The sequence below is a fragment of the Paraburkholderia domus genome, assembly GCF_905220705.1.
GTDB lineage: Bacteria > Pseudomonadota > Gammaproteobacteria > Burkholderiales > Burkholderiaceae > Paraburkholderia > Paraburkholderia domus.
In genome coordinates this window covers 280,999-299,744 of the sequence record NZ_CAJNAT010000004.1, presented here as the reverse complement: position 1 = coordinate 299,744, position 18,746 = coordinate 280,999, and the positions used below count along the sequence as shown (strand labels likewise).

The following is an 18,746-nucleotide window of genomic DNA, read 5'->3' as shown; positions in this document are numbered from 1 at the left end:
ACTCTGACATGCTCTCCCGGCTCAAAACCACCGCTTCTGTCGCCCTGTTCGCCGCAACCGTGGCCGCTGGCGCCGCCGCAATCGCAACGCTCGTTGCAAGTCCTGCGGCTCGCGCTGCCGCAGGTCCCGTTGCAAGCCAGATCGACAACAGCGCGACCGCGCCGGAATTCACCGGCATCGACAAATGGCTCAATAGCGATCCCCTGACCATGCAGCAGTTGCGGGGCAAGGTCGTGCTGGTCGATTTCTGGACCTACACGTGTATCAACTGTATCCACGTGCTGCCCTATGTGAAGACCTGGAATCAGAAATATAAGGACCAGGGCCTCGTGGTGGTCGGCGTCCACACGCCCGAGTATCCCTTCGAGCGCAGCACGAACAACGTCAAGACGGCGATCAAGCACTTCGACATTACGTTCCCGGTAGCGCAAGACAACAGCTACGCAACGTGGCGCGCCTACGACAATCAGTATTGGCCTGCGTTTTATCTGGTCGATAAGAAAGGGCACGTGGTCTACACGCACTTCGGCGAAGGTGACTACGAACAGACCGAAGCGAAGATCAAGGCCTTGCTGGCGGAAAACCCGTGATTCGTATCGCAATGTATCTGGGCATCGAGGTGATACAGAACATTGCAATTGACCCGGTTTCCCTACACAAGCCAGATACGTCGGCACGTTTTAATGCATCAACGCCGGATGCAAGACGCAAGCAGATTCTCAGAGCCTGACCGAATTGCTGCCCTTGCTCCTGATACCCCGGCGCCTTCCTTTTAATTTATTGGTTCACGGAGAACGACATGAAAACCTCAATGATCGCTTTGGCATTCGCAGCATTCGCTACGGCTGGCTTCGCTCACGCCTCTGAAGTGCCTGCAGCAAGCGCTGGCCAATCGGCCGCCGCGCAGATACAGCAATGGAACCCGAGCCAAACTGGCGCAATGCAGAAGACGCGCGCAGAGGTCCGACACGAGCTGGTGCAGGCTCAGCAGGATGGTCAGCTCGCCCAGATCAGCAGCTTGTATCGCGGCAGCTGATTATCTGAGCGCCGCCGGATTGAACTCTGCTTCCCATACGGTAAGCAATCCTCTTGGTTCGATATCCTTCGCACGTTCCACTACGCCCACACCGAGCACGCTCGGCGTGGGCGTATCGCGTTCAATGGCTCGTGAGATCACATTGTCGTTGATCGGGAACCTCGCTTTACCCATCGGAAATGCTATGTCAGACACCCTTCTTCCCCAATCGCCGTCTCGGCGTCGTTTTGTCAGTGTGGCAGCGGCGACCGTTGCCGCAGGCTCGCTGAGTCAGCTCGCTTTTGCGGAAACAGATCAAGCGATTACTGAAGTTGCCCAACCGGCCAGCGGCGACAAGACCGCTATTCGTCCGCTTCGTGTGCATGTGCCGGAATCGCAACTGATCGACTTACGCAGACGCATCAAAGCCACGAGGTGGCCAGACCGGGAGACGGTCACCGATGACTCGCAGGGTGTGCCGCTCGCGATGATTCAGGAATTCGCGCGCCATTGGGCGACTGATTACGACTGGCGCAAGTGCGAGGCCAAACTGAACGCCCTGCCGCAGTTCATGACCGAGATCGACGGGCTGGACATTCATTTCATCCACGTTCGTTCGAAACATGAAAATGCGATGCCACTGATCGTCACGCACGGATGGCCTGGTTCGGTGATAGAGATGTTGAAGATTATCGATCCGCTGACGAATCCCACGGCATACGGTGCGAACGCGTCGGATGCTTTTCATCTGGTCATTCCGTCTTTGCCCGGCTACGGATTTTCTGGCAAACCTACCACGACCGGTTGGGGTCCGGAGCGTACCGCGCGTGCGTGGGTCGTCCTGATGAGGCGCCTTGGATACGAGAAATTCGCGGCGCAAGGCGGTGATCTTGGTGGCATCGTCGCGAATGTGATGGGTAAGCAGGCGCCACCGGAATTGCTGGGCATCCACGTCAACTTCCCTGCGACTGTGCCGCCCGAGATTGCAAAAGCGCTCCAAGCCGGTGATCCGCCGCCACCCGGTCTATCGGACGACGAAAAGCACGCTTACGAGCAGTTGAGCAGCGCGGCCAGGAAACGACGCGCCTATGCCCTGGAGATGGGGACACGCCCGCAAACGCTCTACGGACTGGCGGACTCACCCGTTGCACTGGCGAGTTGGCTTCTTGATCACGGCGACGGGTATGTTCAGCCGGTGGCGGCCTTGACCTCGGCCGTGTTCGGGCACACCGTCAATGGAGAATCCGCAGGCGACCTGACACGGAACGACCTCCTCGACGACATCACACTCTACTGGCTGACAAACACGGGAATTTCCGCCGCACGCTTTTATTGGGAGTCTCACTTCAACTTCCTGGCCGCCGCCGATGTGTCCGTCCCGGCTGCCGTGAGCGTCTTTCCCCGCGAGAACTATCAGGCCCCGCGGAGTTGGACGGAGCGGGCGTATCACACCCTCATCTATTACAACAGGCTGGATAAAGGCGGCCACTTTGCAGCATGGGAACAGCCGCAATTGTTTGCCGAAGAGGTTCGCGCCGGTTTGAGACCGCTGCGCAAATAGCGGATCACTCCCCGCTTTGGACCGACTTGATGAGATTGTTGCGCAGCGTCACGATCGCCTTCTGCACTTTCGCGAACTCATCTGGCGCCAAGCCAGTCGCCTCGACGAGGTCCATCTTCAAGCCTTTTTCGCGCAGCCGCCGACCGCCCTTCGTGAGACTGACCCGCACCTGGCGCTCGTCTTCGGGATCGCGCTGCCTTTCCAGATAACCCATCGCCTCGAGCTTCTTCAGGATCGGCGTGAGCGTGTTGGATTCGAGAAACAGCTTCTCGCCCAGGCTGCTGACGGTCTGGTTGTCTTCCTCCCACAACGCAATGATCGTGATGTATTGCGTATAGGTGAGCCCGAGTTCCTCGAGGATCGGCTTGTAGGCCTTGCCGAACGCCAGGTTTGCGGAATAGACCGCAAAGCACAGGAAGTCGGAGAGCACCACGTTCGCGTCTGCCGGTTTGTCGGTGGATTTCATCAGCATCCTCTTTGGCTAGAGACACAAGTCTCGCAAGCAAAAATATATCGCATGCGATTGTATCGCAATGCGATGCCCCCCATGCGGTAGACGGCGCGCATCAACGGCGATGATGCGCGCCGGCATGGCGACGGGAGATACGCGAGCTAGTGACGGGCGTAGAGGTTGTCGCGCAGCGGCGCGGCGACACGGCTTCCCGCTTCTGATTGGCTGGAAACTACACCGCCATACGCTGCTTGCGAGCCAGTCGCATCGTCGCGCTCAGCGGCGAGGGTTTGCGCGCTCTGACCGCGTTGCGACGCCGGAGCGCCAATCGAGGGACGGTAAGACGGGGCCGGACCATAGCCGCTGGCGAACGCGGGCGTGGCAGCGGAAGCCGAAAGGGCGACAAGCAATGCAACAACGAGTTTGGTTTTCATGATGGATATTCGCTAAAAGGGTTCAGTGAGAGAGGTGCATGTCTTGCCCGATCACGCCGTGACGACGTTCAGGGCGACTTCGATGTTTCCGTGCACAGCCTTCGAATACGGGCAGATTTGATGAGCCGCGTGGGCGATTGCCTCGGCGACGTCCTGTGCCAGACCCGGCACCCGAACGGTGAACTGGGCGCCGAGGAACCAGCCGGGACCGGTCTGGCCCACGTCTACCTGAATATCCACGGAATGGTCGGGCGGCAGTGTGACCTTCTTCAGGGAGGCCGCAATCCCGAGCGCGCTGATGTAACAGGCCGACCAGGCGCCCGCAAACAGCTGCTCGGCGGTCGGGTGCGGCACGGCGGCGATGAACTCGTAGTTTTCACCGCCGGGCGCCGACAGCTTGATGTCGACGACGCCGTGCTCGCCCCGCTGGACGCCAGGGTCGCGGTTCATCGTGGTATGGGTGTTGCCGGAGAAAATGACTTTTTCGATCTTGGTCATGATGGATTCCTTGATGGAAAGGCTGTTGAGTGGATTTGCATCGTATGCGCTTCAATCGCATGCGATGCATAGTGGACGAAAAAATCGACGATGTCAATCGCATCCGATTTAATCGCATGTGATTTTTTGATAGGGAAAACCGAAGATCCGACGATGACGCGCATGACGCCGATGCTAAACAGGATTGCGTTTAACCATCATTTTTTGGTCAGTTAACGCAAAAAAACGAATTCAACCGGCACAATTTTGCCTGTTATATTTTGCCTATCTTGCCAACTCAACCGGCCCGTACCTCCGAGGCGACCATTGAACGCACAGCGGGAGTGGCCGGCCAGTTTCGGGATCACGCACAGAGCTTTCCCATTCGGCGCACAGCGGTGAGCGCCATCGCTGCACACATTGGATCCGACATGGAAATCAAGTGGATTGAGGACTTCATCGCGCTCTCCCAGTATCAGAGCTTCTCGCGGGCGGCGGAATTCCGGAATGTCACCCAGTCGGGGTTCAGCAGGCGCATTCAGTCACTTGAGCAATGGGTGGGCGCGGACCTCATCGACCGAAGCAGCTTTCCTCCCACGCTGACGCCTGCCGGACAACTGTTTCGGGAAGCAGCGGTAGATATCCTTGGGAAGCTATTCGATACGCGAGCCATCATTCGTATCGACCAACGCATGGCGGGCAAAGGCTTGCAGATTGCAGCGGGCCATACGATCGCGCTAAGTTTCCTGCCTGCCTGGCTAAAGGCGCTCACCGCACGTTTCGGGGAGGTACGTGCCAGGGTGATACCCACCAACGTCCACGACTCCATCCTGATGCTCGTGAACGGCAACTGCGAACTGATGTTTGCCTACCATCACCCGGAGCTGCCGCTTCATCTCGACCCGATCAGGTACGAGCATCTCACCGTGGGCGTCGATGTACTGATGCCTGTCTGCCGGCCAAACCCACGTGGTGCGCCCATGTTCCGCTTACCGGGAACAGCGGCTCGTCCATTGCCGTTGATTTCGTACACGGAAACCAGCTATTTCGGCCGCTGTCTTGCACTCCTCCTGAGTCGAGTCGATGCAACCCCGGCTTTGCAGCCTCATTACGAGTCCGACATGGCCGAGGTCCTCAAGAAACTCGTCCTCGAAGGCGAAGGCGTCGCCTGGCTTCCCAAAAGCTCGATCGTCGCCGAACTCGACGCGGGCGAACTGGTCCCAGCCGGCCGGGACGCATGGCATCTCGAAGTTGAGCTACGCGTCTACCGGGACGCCTCGAATCGCAGCGAGTTTCTGGACGCGCTTTGGCGTCACCTTCGCGCCGCGTCGCAGGCCGCGGATTAAGGGTTATCCCGCCTTATGCGAGTCTCGCATATCCCTATGCAGGACCCGCATTGAGTCTTTTTTGATCATCTCTATCATCCGTCCATACACAGAAACGCCGCCTCACTAACGGCGTTTTTGCCTCCTGCCAGCGTACGTGGTCACGTCAGGCCTTTGTGCGCCTTCCTCGGACTGATGGAAATGAAAAACCGCCTAACGTTCTATATTCTGGTCGGCATGGTGCTCGGCGTGATTGTCGGTTACGTGTGCCATCGGAGCGTAGCCGATGCTGCAGAAGCGAAGACAATCGCCGGTTACTTCTCGATCATTACCGATATCTTCTTGCGCCTCGTGAAGATGATTATCGCGCCGCTCGTCTTCGCCACGCTGGTGTCCGGGCTCGCCGGAATGGAAGGGACGAGCGACGTGCGCAGAATCGGGTTCAGGTCGGTGGGATGGTTCGTGTGCGCCTCGCTTTTCTCGCTCGCGCTTGGTCTCGTCCTGGCGAATGCGCTTCAGCCCGGCGCCGGCTTGCATATGACGCAGACCAGTGCCGATGTTGCCACCGGCCTCAACACCGCGGGTCTGAACTTCAAGGACTTCGTCACGCATGCGTTTCCTTCCAGCATCATCGATGCGATGGCTCGAAATGACATCCTGCAAATCCTCGTCTTCTCCGTGCTGTTTGGTGTGGTCCTGAGTGCCATCAAGTCGGACCCACGCGTCACACCTCTGATCGCAGCCATCGATGCACTCGTCCCCGCAATGCTGAAGCTCACCGACTATGTCATGCGACTCGCGCCCATTGGTGTCTTCGGCGCCCTTGCCTCCGCGATTACGGTGCACGGCCTGGACGTGTTGACCACCTATGGCAAGCTCGTCGGATGCTTCTACCTTGGCCTCGTCCTGCTGTGGGCTGCGCTTATCCTCGTTGGCCACGTCTTTCTGGGCAAATCGATCTGGAGGTTGCTCAAAGCGGTCCGGGAGCCCGCGATGCTCGCCTTTTCGACCGCGAGCAGTGAGGCCGCTTATCCGCGCCTGACCGAGAAGCTCGAACAGTTCGGTATCGACAAGAAGGTCGTCGGCTTTACGTTGCCGCTCGGCTACGCGTTCAATCTCGACGGATCGATGATGTACCAGGCGTTCGCCGCGATTTTTATTGCGCAAGCGTTCGGCATCGATATGCCGCTCAGCGCTCAAATCATGATGTTGCTGGTGCTTATGTTGAGCAGCAAGGGAATGGCCGGCGTCGCAAGAGGTTCCGTGGTGGTGGTTGCGGCGGTTGCCCCGATGTTTCATTTGCCGCCGTCTGGCGTGGTGTTGATCCTCGCCATCGATCAGATTCTCGATATGGGGCGAACCGCCACGAACGTGATCGGCAACAGCATCGCGACGGCCGTCATTGCGAAGTGGGAGGCCAAGCGGGTGGCCAGGCAGAACGACGGAGAGAACAACGTTGTCCTGGGCCAACTGCAAGGCGAGACAAAATGATCGGCGCAAGCGTGCTGAGCGGGAAAAAGTTCGGCGTAGTAGGCGGCCTGGGGCCACTGGCTAGTGCGGACGTCTTTTTCAAGCTCGTCAAATCGACGCCCGCTTCGAGCGATGCGGAACACGTCGACGTCATTTTCGAGCAGCATCCCTTTCGAAGCGCAGCCAAAGGCGGTGAAGCGACGACTCAACGAAAGCTATACATTTTCGACATGATTAGCGGCTTCGAGAAAGCGGGGGTGACGACCGTTGTACTCCCCTGCTTTCTCAGCCACACGTTTATCGACGAACTCAAGGCTAACTCGCCCTTGCAGATTGTCGATATGGTGGAAGCCGTTCGCAGCCACGTTCGAAGAAAATTTCCGACGGCACGGCGAATCGGCGTGCTGGCCTCGGACTACACCCGTCAAAAAGGGCTATTCGAAAAGTATTTCGCGGAGCCGGAATTTGAAGTCATTCATTCCCGCCCACGCGAAGGTATCGATCTCATCACCGAAGCCGTCTACGGCGCGAACGGCGTCAAGAGCGGAAACCTGTCGGGCCGGCCTGTCGCGCTTCTGCGCGAGGCGTGCGAGGACCTCATCGCGCAAGGTGCACAAATCATCGTGCCGGGCCTGACGGAAATTGCGCTCGTGGCTGAGGAAATGGGCCCGTTTCGGGTGCCACTGATCGATTCGAATCTCGCGTATGCGCAGTACGTGATTGCGGGCGAATACGGTTTGCCCGAATCCATTTTCAAAGTGGGTGTGGTCGGTGGCGTTGGACCTGCGGCCACGGTGGACTTCATGCAGAAGATCGTACGCAATACGCCGGCGAATCGGGATCAGGACCATATCAGGCTGCTGATTGAACAGAATCCGCAAATTCCCGACCGCACGGAAAACCTGATCGGAGACGGGCCCGACCCGACGATCTCGCTTTACGCGACCTGCAAGAAGCTCGAGTCAGGCGACGCGGACCTCATCGCAATTCCGTGCAACACCGCTCACGCATTCATCGAACGCATTCAACCGTATCTGGGCATACCGATCGTCAATATGTTGACGGTTACAGTGCGCCATCTCCGAGAAACATTTCCGCTGTTGCGCTCCGTTGGCGTGCTGGCCACCTCGGGCACGATCGCGAGTGGCGTCTACGAAAAGGCCCTCAAATCACAGGGCATGCGGCAAATCGTTCCGGCAGCGGAATTGCAGGCTCGGGTGATGGACGCGATCTACGGCACGGAAGGGGTAAAAGCGGGATTCACCACCGGGCGATGCCTCGACGACATCGCCGCTGCAATTGATGGGCTCATAGCGAAAGGCGTCGATGTCATCATCCTGGGATGTACCGAGTTGCCGCTCTTATTGCCACAGACGAGTTTCGTGGGGACGACCGGCACACGCGTCAGCCTGGTCGATCCAACCGATGTCCTAGCACAACAATGCGTGGCCCTGGCAACGGCGGCCGCGCGGAAGGCGCAGATTAGCGGCGTCCGACGTTGAACAGGCAGCGTGCGCCGCAAGCCACCTACACACGTCGGCGCCGCTCGACATTGTCGCCGTCAATCGACCTACCCGATATGCAAATCCCGGGTCGGCGCATGCGTGCGTTGCCGCGTCTCCCATCCCTCGGCCAGGCCCACGTCAGCGTCGGACGCGGGCAACATGGACACCGCGCGGACCAGATCCGACGCGCGTTCCGCCAGCATGATCGTCGGCGCATTCAGGTTGCCATTGGGCTCGGTCGGGAAAACAGATGAATCGATGACTCGCAAGCCGTCAATGCCGCGCACCCGCAACTCGGAATCGACCACCGCCATATCGTCCTCCCCCATGCGGCACGAACCGCACGGATGCATCGTACTTTCGAGATTCGCCCTGACGAAGGCATCGATCTGTTCATCCGTTTGCACGTCTGGCCCAGGAGCGAGTTCGACATCACGGAAGCGGTCCATCGCCGGCTGCCCGATGATCTCCCGGGTCAGGCGCACGCAGCGTCGAAATCCTTCCCGGTCCTCTTCGCGATCCAGATAGTTGAAGCGGATTTCCGGATGCGTATAGGGATCGGCTGACACCGCTCTCACGTGGCCTCGGCTCTTCGGCTTGTTCGGTCCGGTCAACACCATGAACCCGTGCCCTTTGAACGGCTTGTCGCCGTCATAGCGCATGGCGGCCGGCAGGAAATGGAATTGAATGTCCGGCCAGCGCAACCCGGCTTCAGAACGGATGAATCCGCCCGCCTCGAAATGGTTGCTCGCACCCAGGCCATCCTTGAACAGGAGCCAGCGCAAGCCAATCATGAATTTGCTGAACGGGTCCATTTTCGCGTTGAGCGTGACGGGCTCCTTGCACGCGTACTGGATATAGATTTCCGCGTGATCCTGGAGGTTCTCGCCGACCCCGGGCAGGTGATGCCGGACCTCGATCCCCGCTTTTTTCAGCACATCGGCCGGCCCGATTCCGGAGCGTTGCAGCAAGTGCGGCGAGCCGATCGGTCCGGAGGCGATCAACACCTCAGAACGGCACCGCGCGACATGCGTGCGTCCGCCTTGATCGTATGCGACCCCGACGGCACGCTTGCCCTCGAGAATCACTTGACGTGTCATCGCATTCGTCACGACGGTCAGATTCGGCCGCTTCATTGCAGGGCGCAAGTAGGCGTTCGCGGTCGACCAGCGCACGCCGTCCTTGACGGTCATATGCATTGCCCCGAAGCCTTCCTGCATGTGGCCGTTGCAGTCCTCCGTCTTGATGTATCCGGCCTCTGCCCCCGCTTCGATCCACGCACCGTACAACGGATTCGCCATGTTGTTGCCGTTGTTGGTGCACAGCGGCCCCGCCGCGCCCCGGTACTCGTCCCCGCCGAACTTGTAGGTCTCCGCGCGCCTGAAATACGGCAAACAGTTGCGATAACCCCAACCTCGCGCGCCCAGTTCCTCCCATTCGTCGAAATCGCAAGCGTGGCCGCGAATATAGACGAGGCCATTGATCGACGATGACCCTCCCAGCACCTTGCCGCGCGGGCAATGCAGCTGGCGGCCGTTCAGATGAGCCTCGGGCGCGGTCTGATAACGCCAGTTGTACTTGGCCGTATTCATCGGCATCGAAAACGCACTTGGCATCTGAATGATGACGCTGCGATCGCTGCCGCCGTATTCCAGCACCAGAACGCGGACCGCCGGGTCCTCGGTAAGCCGGTTGGCCAGCACACATCCTGCCGATCCGGCGCCCACAATGATGTAATCGAATTGCTCGGTAGCCATGATATTTGCCTGATTTCCAGATCTTGACGGGTTTGTCCGTGTTTCAGTAGCGACCCTTGTCGCCCGTGGTGTATTGCGGTGAGGTCTTCTCGATGTGGGCGATGACCGATTCCTCGTACTTCAGATCGAGCGAACGCGACAAGGCGTAGTAGGCAATGCCCGAGACGATCAGACCGACCAGCCACGCCAGATCGACGCTACCCATCGCACGGGCAAACGGGCCCACATACACTTCGTTAGCGCCGTCGAGGACACAGAAGAACGGAATCATCGCGACAAAGCCGATCGCGTACGCGATCAGACCGCGCGCGCCCCATGTTCCGTACAGATTGTTGTGAGGCATGAAGAAGTGCGGAATGGCATAGCGGCCCTTGCGGACGAAGAAGTAGTCCGTCAGATTGACGGCAGTCCAGGGGACCAGAAAATACAGCATGACAACGAGGTAAATATTCAGGACGGAGAGACCCTTACCCGAGGTGTAGATGCTGAGCGCGACGCCCAGCTGGAGAATCACTACAAAGAGAATCGCCAGAATGCGAGCCTTGGGAGTCGGCTGGACTTTGCGGAACGAATCGACTGCCGTGATGGCCGTCAGCTTGGCGCTATAGATGTTCATCGCGATCACTGGCAAAAACGCCAGAATCGTGACGCCGACAACAATGCTTCCCATCCCCGGTGCCAGGTCGTTACCCACCTGACTCAATGCGACCAGCACATCGGTCGCGTGCAGATGGTCCGCGAGCCAGCCACCAATCGCGATCATCCACGCACCCGACAGGGATGCGCCGAGAAACACCGCCGCGATCAACTTGCCGCTCGGCGTGTTTTTCGGCAGGTAGCGCGAGTAGTCGGATACATACGGTGCGTAAGCGATGTTGTAGCTGGCGGCGGCCGCGAATTGCGCGATGAACGCAATCCAGTTGAAGCCCAGCGGTGGCGTCGGTGCCGCGCCCGGTGCGACAGCCGCGAGGGGGACGTCAGGCACCCAGTGCATCAGCACAGCTACCGTGACCAGACCGTAAAGGGGGATCGACAGATACAACGCCCATTTGAAACTGCGATGCATCCAGTCGTGGCCGAGAATCGCCAGAACCGAGGCCGGAACGGTCACTGCCAACGCCACCTTGACGGGATCCCAATTGAACAATGCCTTGAGACCTTGCATCATCAGCACCAGGTTGACGATGTTGAATCCCGCAAACACGAATAACGTCGCCAACAGAACGACGATGACCCCGCGATAACCGAATTGCGCTCTCGACTGGATCATCTGCGGCAAGCCGAGATGCGGTCCCTGCGAACCGTGAAAGGCCATGAACAAGGTGCCGAACATAATGCCAAGCGTGCCGGCTATCGTGGTCCACAGCGCACTCAGGCCAATGCTGGGACCAACAAAGCCGATGGTCATGGTGAAGAATGTGAAATTACCCAGAAACCAGAATGGACCTTGTCTCGACAACCTGTCGGTTCGTTCGCTATCCGGAATGAAATCGATTGAATGACCTTCGATGGCGCCGTGCTCGACGCCGACTACCGTGCTTTTAACGACTTCGTCTGTTGCTTGCATCATGTACCCCTGACAGCAATGAGAGGTTGATGGAATAGGCTTGACTCGGCATGCATGCGTGGCCGCGGCGCCCGCTCGTCACGTGGCACTTTGGCTCACGCTCAGCTGGAAACGCCGTCGGCGCATGGACGGTTCAGCGCAGCGTGATCCAGACCGCTTTGCTCTCCATCAGATGATCAAGCTGTTCGGGGCCGAGGTCCTTGCCAAAGCCGGATTCCTTGAAGCCGCCGAACGGCATCGACGGATCGATCGTGCTATGGGCATTGACGTAGACGGTACCGGCGCGCAATTGCGGAATCAGTTTGTGCACACGGTTCAGGTCATTGGAGTAGATCGCGGCAGCAAGACCGTACGGAGAATCATTCGCCTGCGACAGGGCATCGCCCAGGTCGTCAAAGGGGGTGGTCACCAACACAGGTCCGAAGATTTCTTCGCGCACGACCTTCATGTCGCTGCGGCAATGCGTAAAGATGGTCGGCTCGACGAAGTAGCCCGGCCGGTCCAGCACGTGGCCGCCATGCACAAGTTCCGCGCCTTCGCGCCGCCCGGTTTCGATATAGGACGAGACGCGGTCCTTCTGCAGCGCGGAAACGAGCGGGCTGATGAAGCAATCCCGATCGAGGCCTGGCGCGATCTTCAACGTGCGGGTGTACTCGATCAGCGCGCCAATGAACTTATCGTGAATGCCGCGCTGGATGTAGACCCGTGTGCCCGCGTCGCAGACTTGTCCAGAATTGAAGAAAACGCCGTTTGCCACGGCCTGGGCCGCCGCTTCGATGTCGGCGTCCTCTAGCACCAACACCGGCGACTTGCCGCCCAGTTCGAGTGTCATCCGTTTGATGCCGCCCACGGCCGCTTGGCCGACCGTTCGACCCACCTCGGTGGAACCCGTGAACGTGATCTTGTCGATGCCCGGATGGGCGGCCATAGCCGCGCCGATTTCGCGTCCTCGCCCCGTGATGACGTTCACCACACCGTCCGGAATTCCGGCCTCCTGCACCAACTCCGCGAAGCGAAGCGTGGACAGCGACGTGAGTTCAGCGGGTTTGATCACAGTAGTACAACCCACGGCGAGCGCGGCCGCGACCTTCCACGCCATGGTTTGCAGCGGGAAGTTCCACGGCACGATGACGCCGACCACGCCGATGGGCTCCTTGCGTGTGTAGGCAACGTAGTCGCCAGGCAGGGAGGGTTCGACCGTACGGCCGTGGAGCTTCGACGCCCAACCGGCAAAATAGCGAAAGGTATCGATCGTGCCTTGTATGTCGACGTCACGCGCATTGGCGACAGACTTGCCTACGTCGATCGATTCGATTTCGGCCAACTCTTCTGCGTTCGCTTCGATCAGATCGGCGAGGCGATGCAGCAGCCGCTCGCGCTCAAGGGGTTTGAGTTTTCGCCACGGTCCACCGTCGAATTGCTTGCGGGCAGCGTCGACCGCGCGATCCAGATCGGCGGTCGTGCCCAAGGGAATATGCGTGATCACGCCCGCGGTGGAGGGTTCGAGCACCGCGCAGGATTCGCGGTCGCCTTGCGGCACCCAGGCATCGCCAATCAACATTTTCTGCGGCCTGGCGAGAAAGCGTTGTGTCTCTTCCCGAATGCCAAACGTCTCCAGATAATTCTGTACGACCTTGTCCATCGTTGTCTCCTGTCTTACGGATTGGCTGCTATTCGGCCTCTCATGGGCCGGCTTCGTGCAGATAGGTCCGCCTGTTCTTGCCACGTTTGTTCGTGGATCCTGCGTAGTAGCCGACAGGTCCGGCCGTTCAAAAGCGACCGGGGTCCATCGATATAAACGCGGCTTGTGGCAGCGCGGTGTTTTGAGAGACTATGTACGACAAGGCAGGGGGTAAAAATCACGTGAATCAGATGTTCATATCGGGAATATCGAAGCAAGCGGCGCAAGGGGAGCAACGACCGTGATCCAGTTGCAGGACGTGGACCTCAAACTCCTGAGGGTGTTCATGACGGTGGTACGGTGCGGCGGATTTTCCGCCGCCCAGGCGACCCTGAACGTAAGCCAGTCGACGATCAGCGAGCAAATGACGACGCTCGAAACGCGCCTGGGGCTCAAGCTTTGCGAGCGGGGGCGGAGCGGCTTTCGCCTGACCGAACACGGCGTGGCCACTTTCGAGGCGGCGCAGCGCTTGCAGGTTGCGGTAGAAAGCTTCTGTGTGGATACCGATGCGCTAAAAAAGCACGTCTCGGGGAAGCTGTATCTCGGCATCATCGACAACACGGTAACCGACTCGGCCTCGCCGCTGCCGCAGGCACTGCAAGCGTTCGTGTCGAGAGGGCACGACGTGCATCTGGATGTCTACGTCGGCACGCCCGCCGAACTGGAAGAACGTGTACTGGACGGCCGGCTGCACATCGCAGTCGGGCATTTTCCACTGCACGTGCCGGGGCTGACCTACACCGACCTGTATTGCGAACCGGACGGTTTATATTGCGGGAAGGGTCACGCACTCGCCGGCCGATTGCCTGACGACGCCGCGCTCGACGAGGCGATCGCGGCCAGCCGCGTAGTGGCGCGGGGGTATCTGCAGCAGCACGACCTGCGGATGCTCAAGGTGAGTAAAGCCGCAGCCACCGTCGACAATATCGAGGCGCAGGCCATCCTTATTTTATCGGGCGCTTACATCGGATTCCTGCCGATTCACTACGCTGCCCGATGGGTCGCGCGCGGCGAGATGCATCAGATCTGCCCGGAGCAACTCGGCTCGGATTGGCCGTTTTGCGCGATCACGCGGCGGGCCGCCGCGCCCCCGACCATCCTGCAGGTCTTCATGATCGACTTGATGGAAAGCTACCGTATGGTTCAGCGGACGGCACCCATGGCGTAAGGGTGCCGCGATGTCATACGCCGCACCCCTTCGCCCGGGTTGGGCGACGTGAGCCTAGGGCTGCGAGGAAGCCAGCGGCGTGGGCTCGCCATTTCGATAGGTATAAATCGTGATTGGCGAGTCCGTCAGGTCGCGGTTGCTGTCAAACCGGTAGTGCCCTGAAACACCGTGAGAATCGATGCCGGCGAGCGCGGCGCGATACTGGGCGGGTTCGATCGAATTGGCTTTCTGCATGGCCTGCGCCACGATATTCACACCGTCGTATAAGGCCGCGCTGTAGGTCAACGGGTCGGTATGAAAGCGTTGCTTGTAGTCCGCCTTGAACTGACGGCCCTCAGGTGTCTGATCGAGTACGGGGCCGCCTTGCGGGCAATACACGCGCGTATCGACCGCATCGCCGCCGAGTTTCGCCAGTTCGGCGTTGCACATGGCGTCGCCGCCGAGCAGGTAGCCATTCATCGCGAGGCGCTTCATCTGTTTGCGCAACGCACCGGCTTGCGCGTAGTAACCGCCGTAGAAAATCCCTTCCGCGTTCGCGCCCTTGATGTGTGTGAGGATCGAGACGAAGTCGGTCGCCTTGTCGGTCGTATATTCCCGATCGACGATCTCGATGCCGTTGGCTTTGGCGGCACTGATGAATTCATCGGCGACGCCCTGGCCATATGCCGTGCGATCGTCAATCACCGCGATGCGCTTGACCTTCAACGCCTTGGCCGCAAAGTCACCCATGCGGCTGCCCAGTTGCGTGTCGCTGGCGGAGATGCGAAACACGAACGGATAGCCATGCTGCGTGATCGATGGGTTCGACGCGACGGTCGCCATCACGATTCCCGACACGTTCACCAGGTTTGAGATCGGAATCGCGACCCCGGAATTGAACGGCCCGAAGATGACCTTCACGTTGGCATCGACCAGGCTTTGCGCGACTGTCATGCCGGTTCGCGGATCGGCGGCGTCATCCTGCGAAACCAGCTCGAAACGGGTTTTCTGGCCGCCGATCACGAGCCCCTGGGCATTCAGACGCTCGATCGCCATCCTGACGCCGTTTTCGTCGTCCTTGCCGATGGCGGCCTGCGGGCCGGTCAAAGGTCCGGTCAAGCCGATTTTGACCACCTGTTCTGCCGCCGTCGCGCCCACCGACACCGTGCTCAAAGCGACTGCGATCAACCAGCTTGCGCCTGCGTACGTCTTTTTCATCGTGCTCTCCTCACATCGTGACGTGCCAGATCGTCCTGCCGCCGGAAGTGGCGAACGCGTTACGCTTCAGCACAGAAAACATCGCTTTGGGGCCGCACTGTCCTTATACCTTCACCTAATTTGGAGCAGTGGGGTTGACAGCAATTCTGTGTAGCCAAATTCCTCAATAAAATGCACCATTGATGAAACACATTTCGGTAATTCCCGAAGTAATCGAGAGGCGGGACGATGCAAGTTCAGGACACGGATCTTAAGCTGTTGCGGATCTTCGAAACCATCGTGCGATGCGGCGGTTTCGCCGCCGCGCAGCCGATTCTCAACATTGGTGCGTCGAGCATTAGCGAATACATGTCGCAACTGGAGACGCGCCTCGGGCTGCGCTTGTGTGAACGCGGACGCGCAGGTTTCCGACTCACAGAAGAAGGTGCGGAGTTGCACGCTGCCGCGCAACGCCTGCTCGGCGCGGTCGACACGTTTCATATGGAAGCCGGCGCGTTGCGCAATCAGCTTTCCGGCGTGCTGCGCTTCGGCATGATCGAAGCGACCTTGACCGACAAATATTCGCCGCTGCCGGCTGCGATTCGCGAGTTCGGCCAGATGGCACCCGAAGTCCGCCTGCACGTGCAGATCGACACACCGGGCAGCATGGAACAGCACGTTCTGGACGGCCGCCTGCATCTCGCCGTGGGACCGTTTCCCGCGCGTATTCCTGGCCTCGACTACGTGCCGCTCTATCGCGAGGAGCAGGGACTCTACTGTGCGTCGACCCATCCGCTGTACGAGCGGGCAAGCGGACGCGTGCCCGTTTCGGTACTCAGCAAGCAGCGGCTCGCTGCCCGCGCGTATCTCGGCAACCACGAGCTCAAGCTGCTGCGCATGCCGCAGGCCGCGGCCTCGGTCGACAACGTCGAAGGCCGCGCCATGCTGATCCTGTCGGGCAACTACATCGGATTTCTACCGCCCCACTACGCGCAACCTTGGGTAGACGGCGGTCTGTTGGCCCGCATCGACCCCGAGCACTACGTGACACATCTGGACTTTCAGATCATCACGCGCAAGGGAGGCGAATCGGCGCGGGTGGTGCTGGCCTTTTGCAACCAGCTGCGGGTTGCGGCCAAGCAAGTGAGCGGCGCCACACGAAAAGGCAAATAGCGCCCGCCGCGTGACGCGATTGCGGTCCACGATAGGTCTGACCGGCAATCGCGCTCGCGTGGCGCACAAGAATCCCGTTTAGCGGGATTGGTTTCGTTTGACCTTGCGTTGATGCATCACGCGGCCGATTGTGTTCAGCAGCAATTGCGCTGCCAGAATCGAAGTCGAACCGGAATGGTCGTAGTCCGGCGCGACTTCCACGAGATCGATACCGATCACGTCACCCTGCTCGGCGAGGCCGGCGAACAATTCGAGTCCCTCGTAATAGAGCAGGCCGCCGTGGCTCGGCGTGCCCGTACCCGGCGCAATCGACGGATCGAAACCGTCGATGTCGATCGTCAGGTAATAACGCACGCCCTTCGGGATGCGGTCGAGGACGCCCTGAATGCCGAGGCGCCGCAGGTCGCGCACCGAGATGATGTCCGAGCCCATCTCGCGCGCCTGCGCGTATCCTTCACGTGCGGTAGACGACACGTTGCGGATGCCGACCTGCGTCATGCCCGATACCACGCTCTTCTCCGCAGCACGACGCAACGGATTGCCATGGCCATGACGTACGCCGTGACGCTCATCGACGAAATCGAGGTGGGCGTCGATATGGACGATATGAAACGGCTCCTGGCCTTCGAACGCATTGATGCAGGGAATGTTGATCGAGTGATCGCCACCCATCACCACCGGCAAGGCACCCGCCGCCAGGATTTTGCGCACGCCGTATTCGATATTGGCGTGACTCTTCTCTGTGTTGGTGTGCACCATGTCCGCGTCGCCGATATCGACAATGCGAACTTCGTTGCTAGGCAGATAGACGACATCGTCTTCGAAATCGTATGCCCCGCCGTGGCCGAACGAAAACAGGGTCGACGCATCGCGAATCGAACGGGGGCCGAATCTGGCGCCCGCCCGCCATTGCGTACCGCAGTCGAAGGGAGCACCCATTACCGCGACGTCCGCGTCGATCTTGTCCCAGTCAAGACACAACGGAGACTTCGCGAACGTGCAGATGCCAACAAACGGCAAATTGAGCCGACCTGTTTCGTAGCTGTTTTCAGACATGCTTGTCTCCGTCCTGTTATGGGTTCAGATAGGTGCGGCGCACGCGGTGCCGCCGTCTTCGCTGACGAAGCAACGCCCGTCGTGACGGGCCAGCGGTTTATCTGAACGGAGTCTAAGCAAACAAATTCAACGGAAAAATGCCGAAAATGAGAAATGCACTTCGGGAGATTCCGAAGCGATGTATAAAGGCCGTCGTCACGCGCGACGAAATCCTCCACATCGCCCCAACGCCGCGACGGCGTGCGTCCAAGCATCCCGTTGCTGAACGTTTGGGCGCCGGCCTCCGGGCCGCATCGCCATTTTTTCCCGGCACCGACAATATTTCCAGGCGTGAATCGTCTACAGACGTATGGAACCGCCGCGCACCCCGAACCCGATGATCGAACGAGACAACGACATCACTGCAACTGTGTTGCGTGAGCGTACGAAGCTCGGGAATTTCATCCGGCGTCGCGTGCACGATCAGAGTGAAGCTGAAGACATCTTGCAGGATGTATTTCACGAGTTCGTGCAAGCCTACCGGCTCCCTGCGCCGATTGAACAGGTTAGCGCGTGGCTGTTTCGGGTGGCGCGAAACCGCATCATCGACCGCTTTCGCAAGCGCCGCGAGCAACCGCTGCCCGACAGGGTCGACGACACCGACGACACCGACTATCGACTGGATCTTGCCCTGCCGGCAACGGATGCCGGCCCGGAGGCCGTCTACGCAAGGTCGGTGCTGCTGAAAGCGCTGCAAGACGCGCTCGACGAATTGCCCATCGATCAGCGCGACGTCTTCGTCGCGCATGAGCTGGAAGGGCGCAGCTTCAAGGAACTGGCATCCGAAAGCGGTGTTGGCGTGAACACGCTGTTGGCACGCAAGCGTTACGCGGTACTGCATCTGCGCGTTCGCTTGCAAGCCGTGTATGACGAACTGGATATCTAAAGGAG

18 protein-coding genes are annotated in these 18,746 nt (G+C 59.5%); 9 read left to right on the top strand and 9 right to left on the bottom strand.

The genetic code is table 11. From position 1 onward, the window contains the following. Positions 1-8: 8 nt before the first annotated feature. Both KHO31_RS11580 and KHO31_RS11575 read left to right on the top strand, forming a co-directional pair. Positions 9-590, top strand: coding sequence for a thioredoxin family protein (locus KHO31_RS11580; RefSeq protein ID WP_201074720.1), 582 nt, complete (start codon positions 9-11; stop codon positions 588-590). Between the two features lie 209 nt (positions 591-799). Then, on the top strand, positions 800-1,036 hold the full coding sequence (locus KHO31_RS11575) for a DUF4148 domain-containing protein (protein ID WP_201074718.1): 237 nt from the start codon (positions 800-802) through the stop codon (positions 1,034-1,036). Here KHO31_RS11575 and KHO31_RS11570 read toward each other — a convergent pair whose 3' ends face one another. Next, entirely contained in the window at positions 1,037-1,210 is a 174-nt protein-coding gene (locus tag KHO31_RS11570; protein ID WP_201074716.1) for a hypothetical protein, read from the bottom strand. Between the two features lie 10 nt (positions 1,211-1,220). Here KHO31_RS11570 and KHO31_RS11565 point away from each other — a divergent pair, with 10 nt between their 5' ends. Continuing rightward, entirely contained in the window at positions 1,221-2,576 is a 1,356-nt protein-coding gene (locus tag KHO31_RS11565) for an epoxide hydrolase family protein (protein ID WP_211623353.1), read from the top strand. Positions 2,577-2,580: 4 nt separating this feature from the next. On the opposite strand, the gene KHO31_RS11560 is transcribed toward KHO31_RS11565, so the two are convergent. The 3 genes from KHO31_RS11560 to KHO31_RS11550 all read right to left on the bottom strand — a co-directional run bounded on the left by KHO31_RS11560 (position 2,581) and on the right by KHO31_RS11550 (position 3,959). After that, positions 2,581-3,042 (bottom strand): MarR family winged helix-turn-helix transcriptional regulator, encoded by a 462-nt coding sequence (locus tag KHO31_RS11560; RefSeq protein ID WP_201074712.1) that lies wholly within the window; start codon positions 3,040-3,042, stop codon positions 2,581-2,583. Between the two features lie 146 nt (positions 3,043-3,188). Beyond that, complete coding sequence (locus KHO31_RS11555; RefSeq protein WP_201074710.1) at positions 3,189-3,461, bottom strand: hypothetical protein; 273 nt, start codon at positions 3,459-3,461, stop codon at positions 3,189-3,191. Positions 3,462-3,512: 51 nt separating this feature from the next. After that, a complete protein-coding gene (locus KHO31_RS11550) occupies positions 3,513-3,959 on the bottom strand; it encodes an Ohr family peroxiredoxin (RefSeq protein WP_201074708.1) in 447 nt (148 codons plus the stop codon). A 410-nt stretch (positions 3,960-4,369) separates the two neighbouring features. On the opposite strand from KHO31_RS11550, the gene KHO31_RS11545 reads away from it, so the two are divergent. From KHO31_RS11545 to cuyB, 3 genes are all read left to right on the top strand, one after another. After that, a complete protein-coding gene (locus KHO31_RS11545) occupies positions 4,370-5,284 on the top strand; it encodes a LysR substrate-binding domain-containing protein (protein ID WP_201074707.1) in 915 nt (304 codons plus the stop codon). Positions 5,285-5,464: 180 nt separating this feature from the next. Next, the gene (locus KHO31_RS11540; RefSeq protein WP_201074705.1) at positions 5,465-6,754 is read left to right on the top strand and encodes a dicarboxylate/amino acid:cation symporter; all 1,290 of its coding nucleotides are present in this window, start codon (positions 5,465-5,467) and stop codon (positions 6,752-6,754) included. Then, positions 6,751-8,235: a cysteate racemase gene (gene cuyB / locus KHO31_RS11535; protein WP_201074704.1), complete on the top strand. Its 1,485-nt coding sequence runs from the start codon at positions 6,751-6,753 to the stop codon at positions 8,233-8,235. The genes KHO31_RS11540 and cuyB overlap by 4 nt, the downstream gene beginning before the upstream one ends. Before the next feature lie 68 nt (positions 8,236-8,303). Here the strand turns inward: cuyB and betA are convergent, their stop codons facing one another. The 3 genes from betA to KHO31_RS11520 all read right to left on the bottom strand — a co-directional run bounded on the left by betA (position 8,304) and on the right by KHO31_RS11520 (position 13,204). Continuing rightward, positions 8,304-9,995 carry a choline dehydrogenase gene (gene betA / locus KHO31_RS11530; protein ID WP_201074703.1) on the bottom strand — a complete coding sequence of 564 codons (1,692 nt, stop codon included), beginning with the start codon at positions 9,993-9,995 and terminating at the stop codon, positions 8,304-8,306. A 43-nt stretch (positions 9,996-10,038) separates the two neighbouring features. Beyond that, a complete protein-coding gene (locus KHO31_RS11525) occupies positions 10,039-11,565 on the bottom strand; it encodes a purine-cytosine permease family protein (protein ID WP_201074702.1) in 1,527 nt (508 codons plus the stop codon). Between the two features lie 130 nt (positions 11,566-11,695). Further along, positions 11,696-13,204, bottom strand: a complete 1,509-nt coding sequence (locus tag KHO31_RS11520; protein ID WP_201085589.1) for an aldehyde dehydrogenase family protein — start codon at positions 13,202-13,204, stop codon at positions 11,696-11,698. A gap of 280 nt (positions 13,205-13,484) precedes the next feature. Between KHO31_RS11520 and KHO31_RS11515 the strand changes: the two genes are divergently transcribed. Next, on the top strand, positions 13,485-14,411 hold the full coding sequence (locus KHO31_RS11515; RefSeq protein WP_201085590.1) for a LysR family transcriptional regulator: 927 nt from the start codon (positions 13,485-13,487) through the stop codon (positions 14,409-14,411). A gap of 54 nt (positions 14,412-14,465) precedes the next feature. On the opposite strand, the gene KHO31_RS11510 is transcribed toward KHO31_RS11515, so the two are convergent. Beyond that, a complete protein-coding gene (locus KHO31_RS11510; protein ID WP_201074699.1) occupies positions 14,466-15,608 on the bottom strand; it encodes a branched-chain amino acid ABC transporter substrate-binding protein in 1,143 nt (380 codons plus the stop codon). Between the two features lie 228 nt (positions 15,609-15,836). Here KHO31_RS11510 and KHO31_RS11505 point away from each other — a divergent pair, with 228 nt between their 5' ends. Further along, on the top strand, positions 15,837-16,760 hold the full coding sequence (locus KHO31_RS11505; protein ID WP_201108055.1) for a LysR family transcriptional regulator: 924 nt from the start codon (positions 15,837-15,839) through the stop codon (positions 16,758-16,760). Between the two features lie 78 nt (positions 16,761-16,838). Here KHO31_RS11505 and speB read toward each other — a convergent pair whose 3' ends face one another. Further along, entirely contained in the window at positions 16,839-17,816 is a 978-nt protein-coding gene (gene speB, locus KHO31_RS11500) for an agmatinase (protein WP_201074695.1), read from the bottom strand. A 349-nt stretch (positions 17,817-18,165) separates the two neighbouring features. Between speB and KHO31_RS11495 the strand changes: the two genes are divergently transcribed. Continuing rightward, complete coding sequence (locus KHO31_RS11495) at positions 18,166-18,741, top strand: RNA polymerase sigma factor (protein ID WP_201074693.1); 576 nt, start codon at positions 18,166-18,168, stop codon at positions 18,739-18,741. The last annotated feature ends 5 nt before the right edge of the window (positions 18,742-18,746 follow it).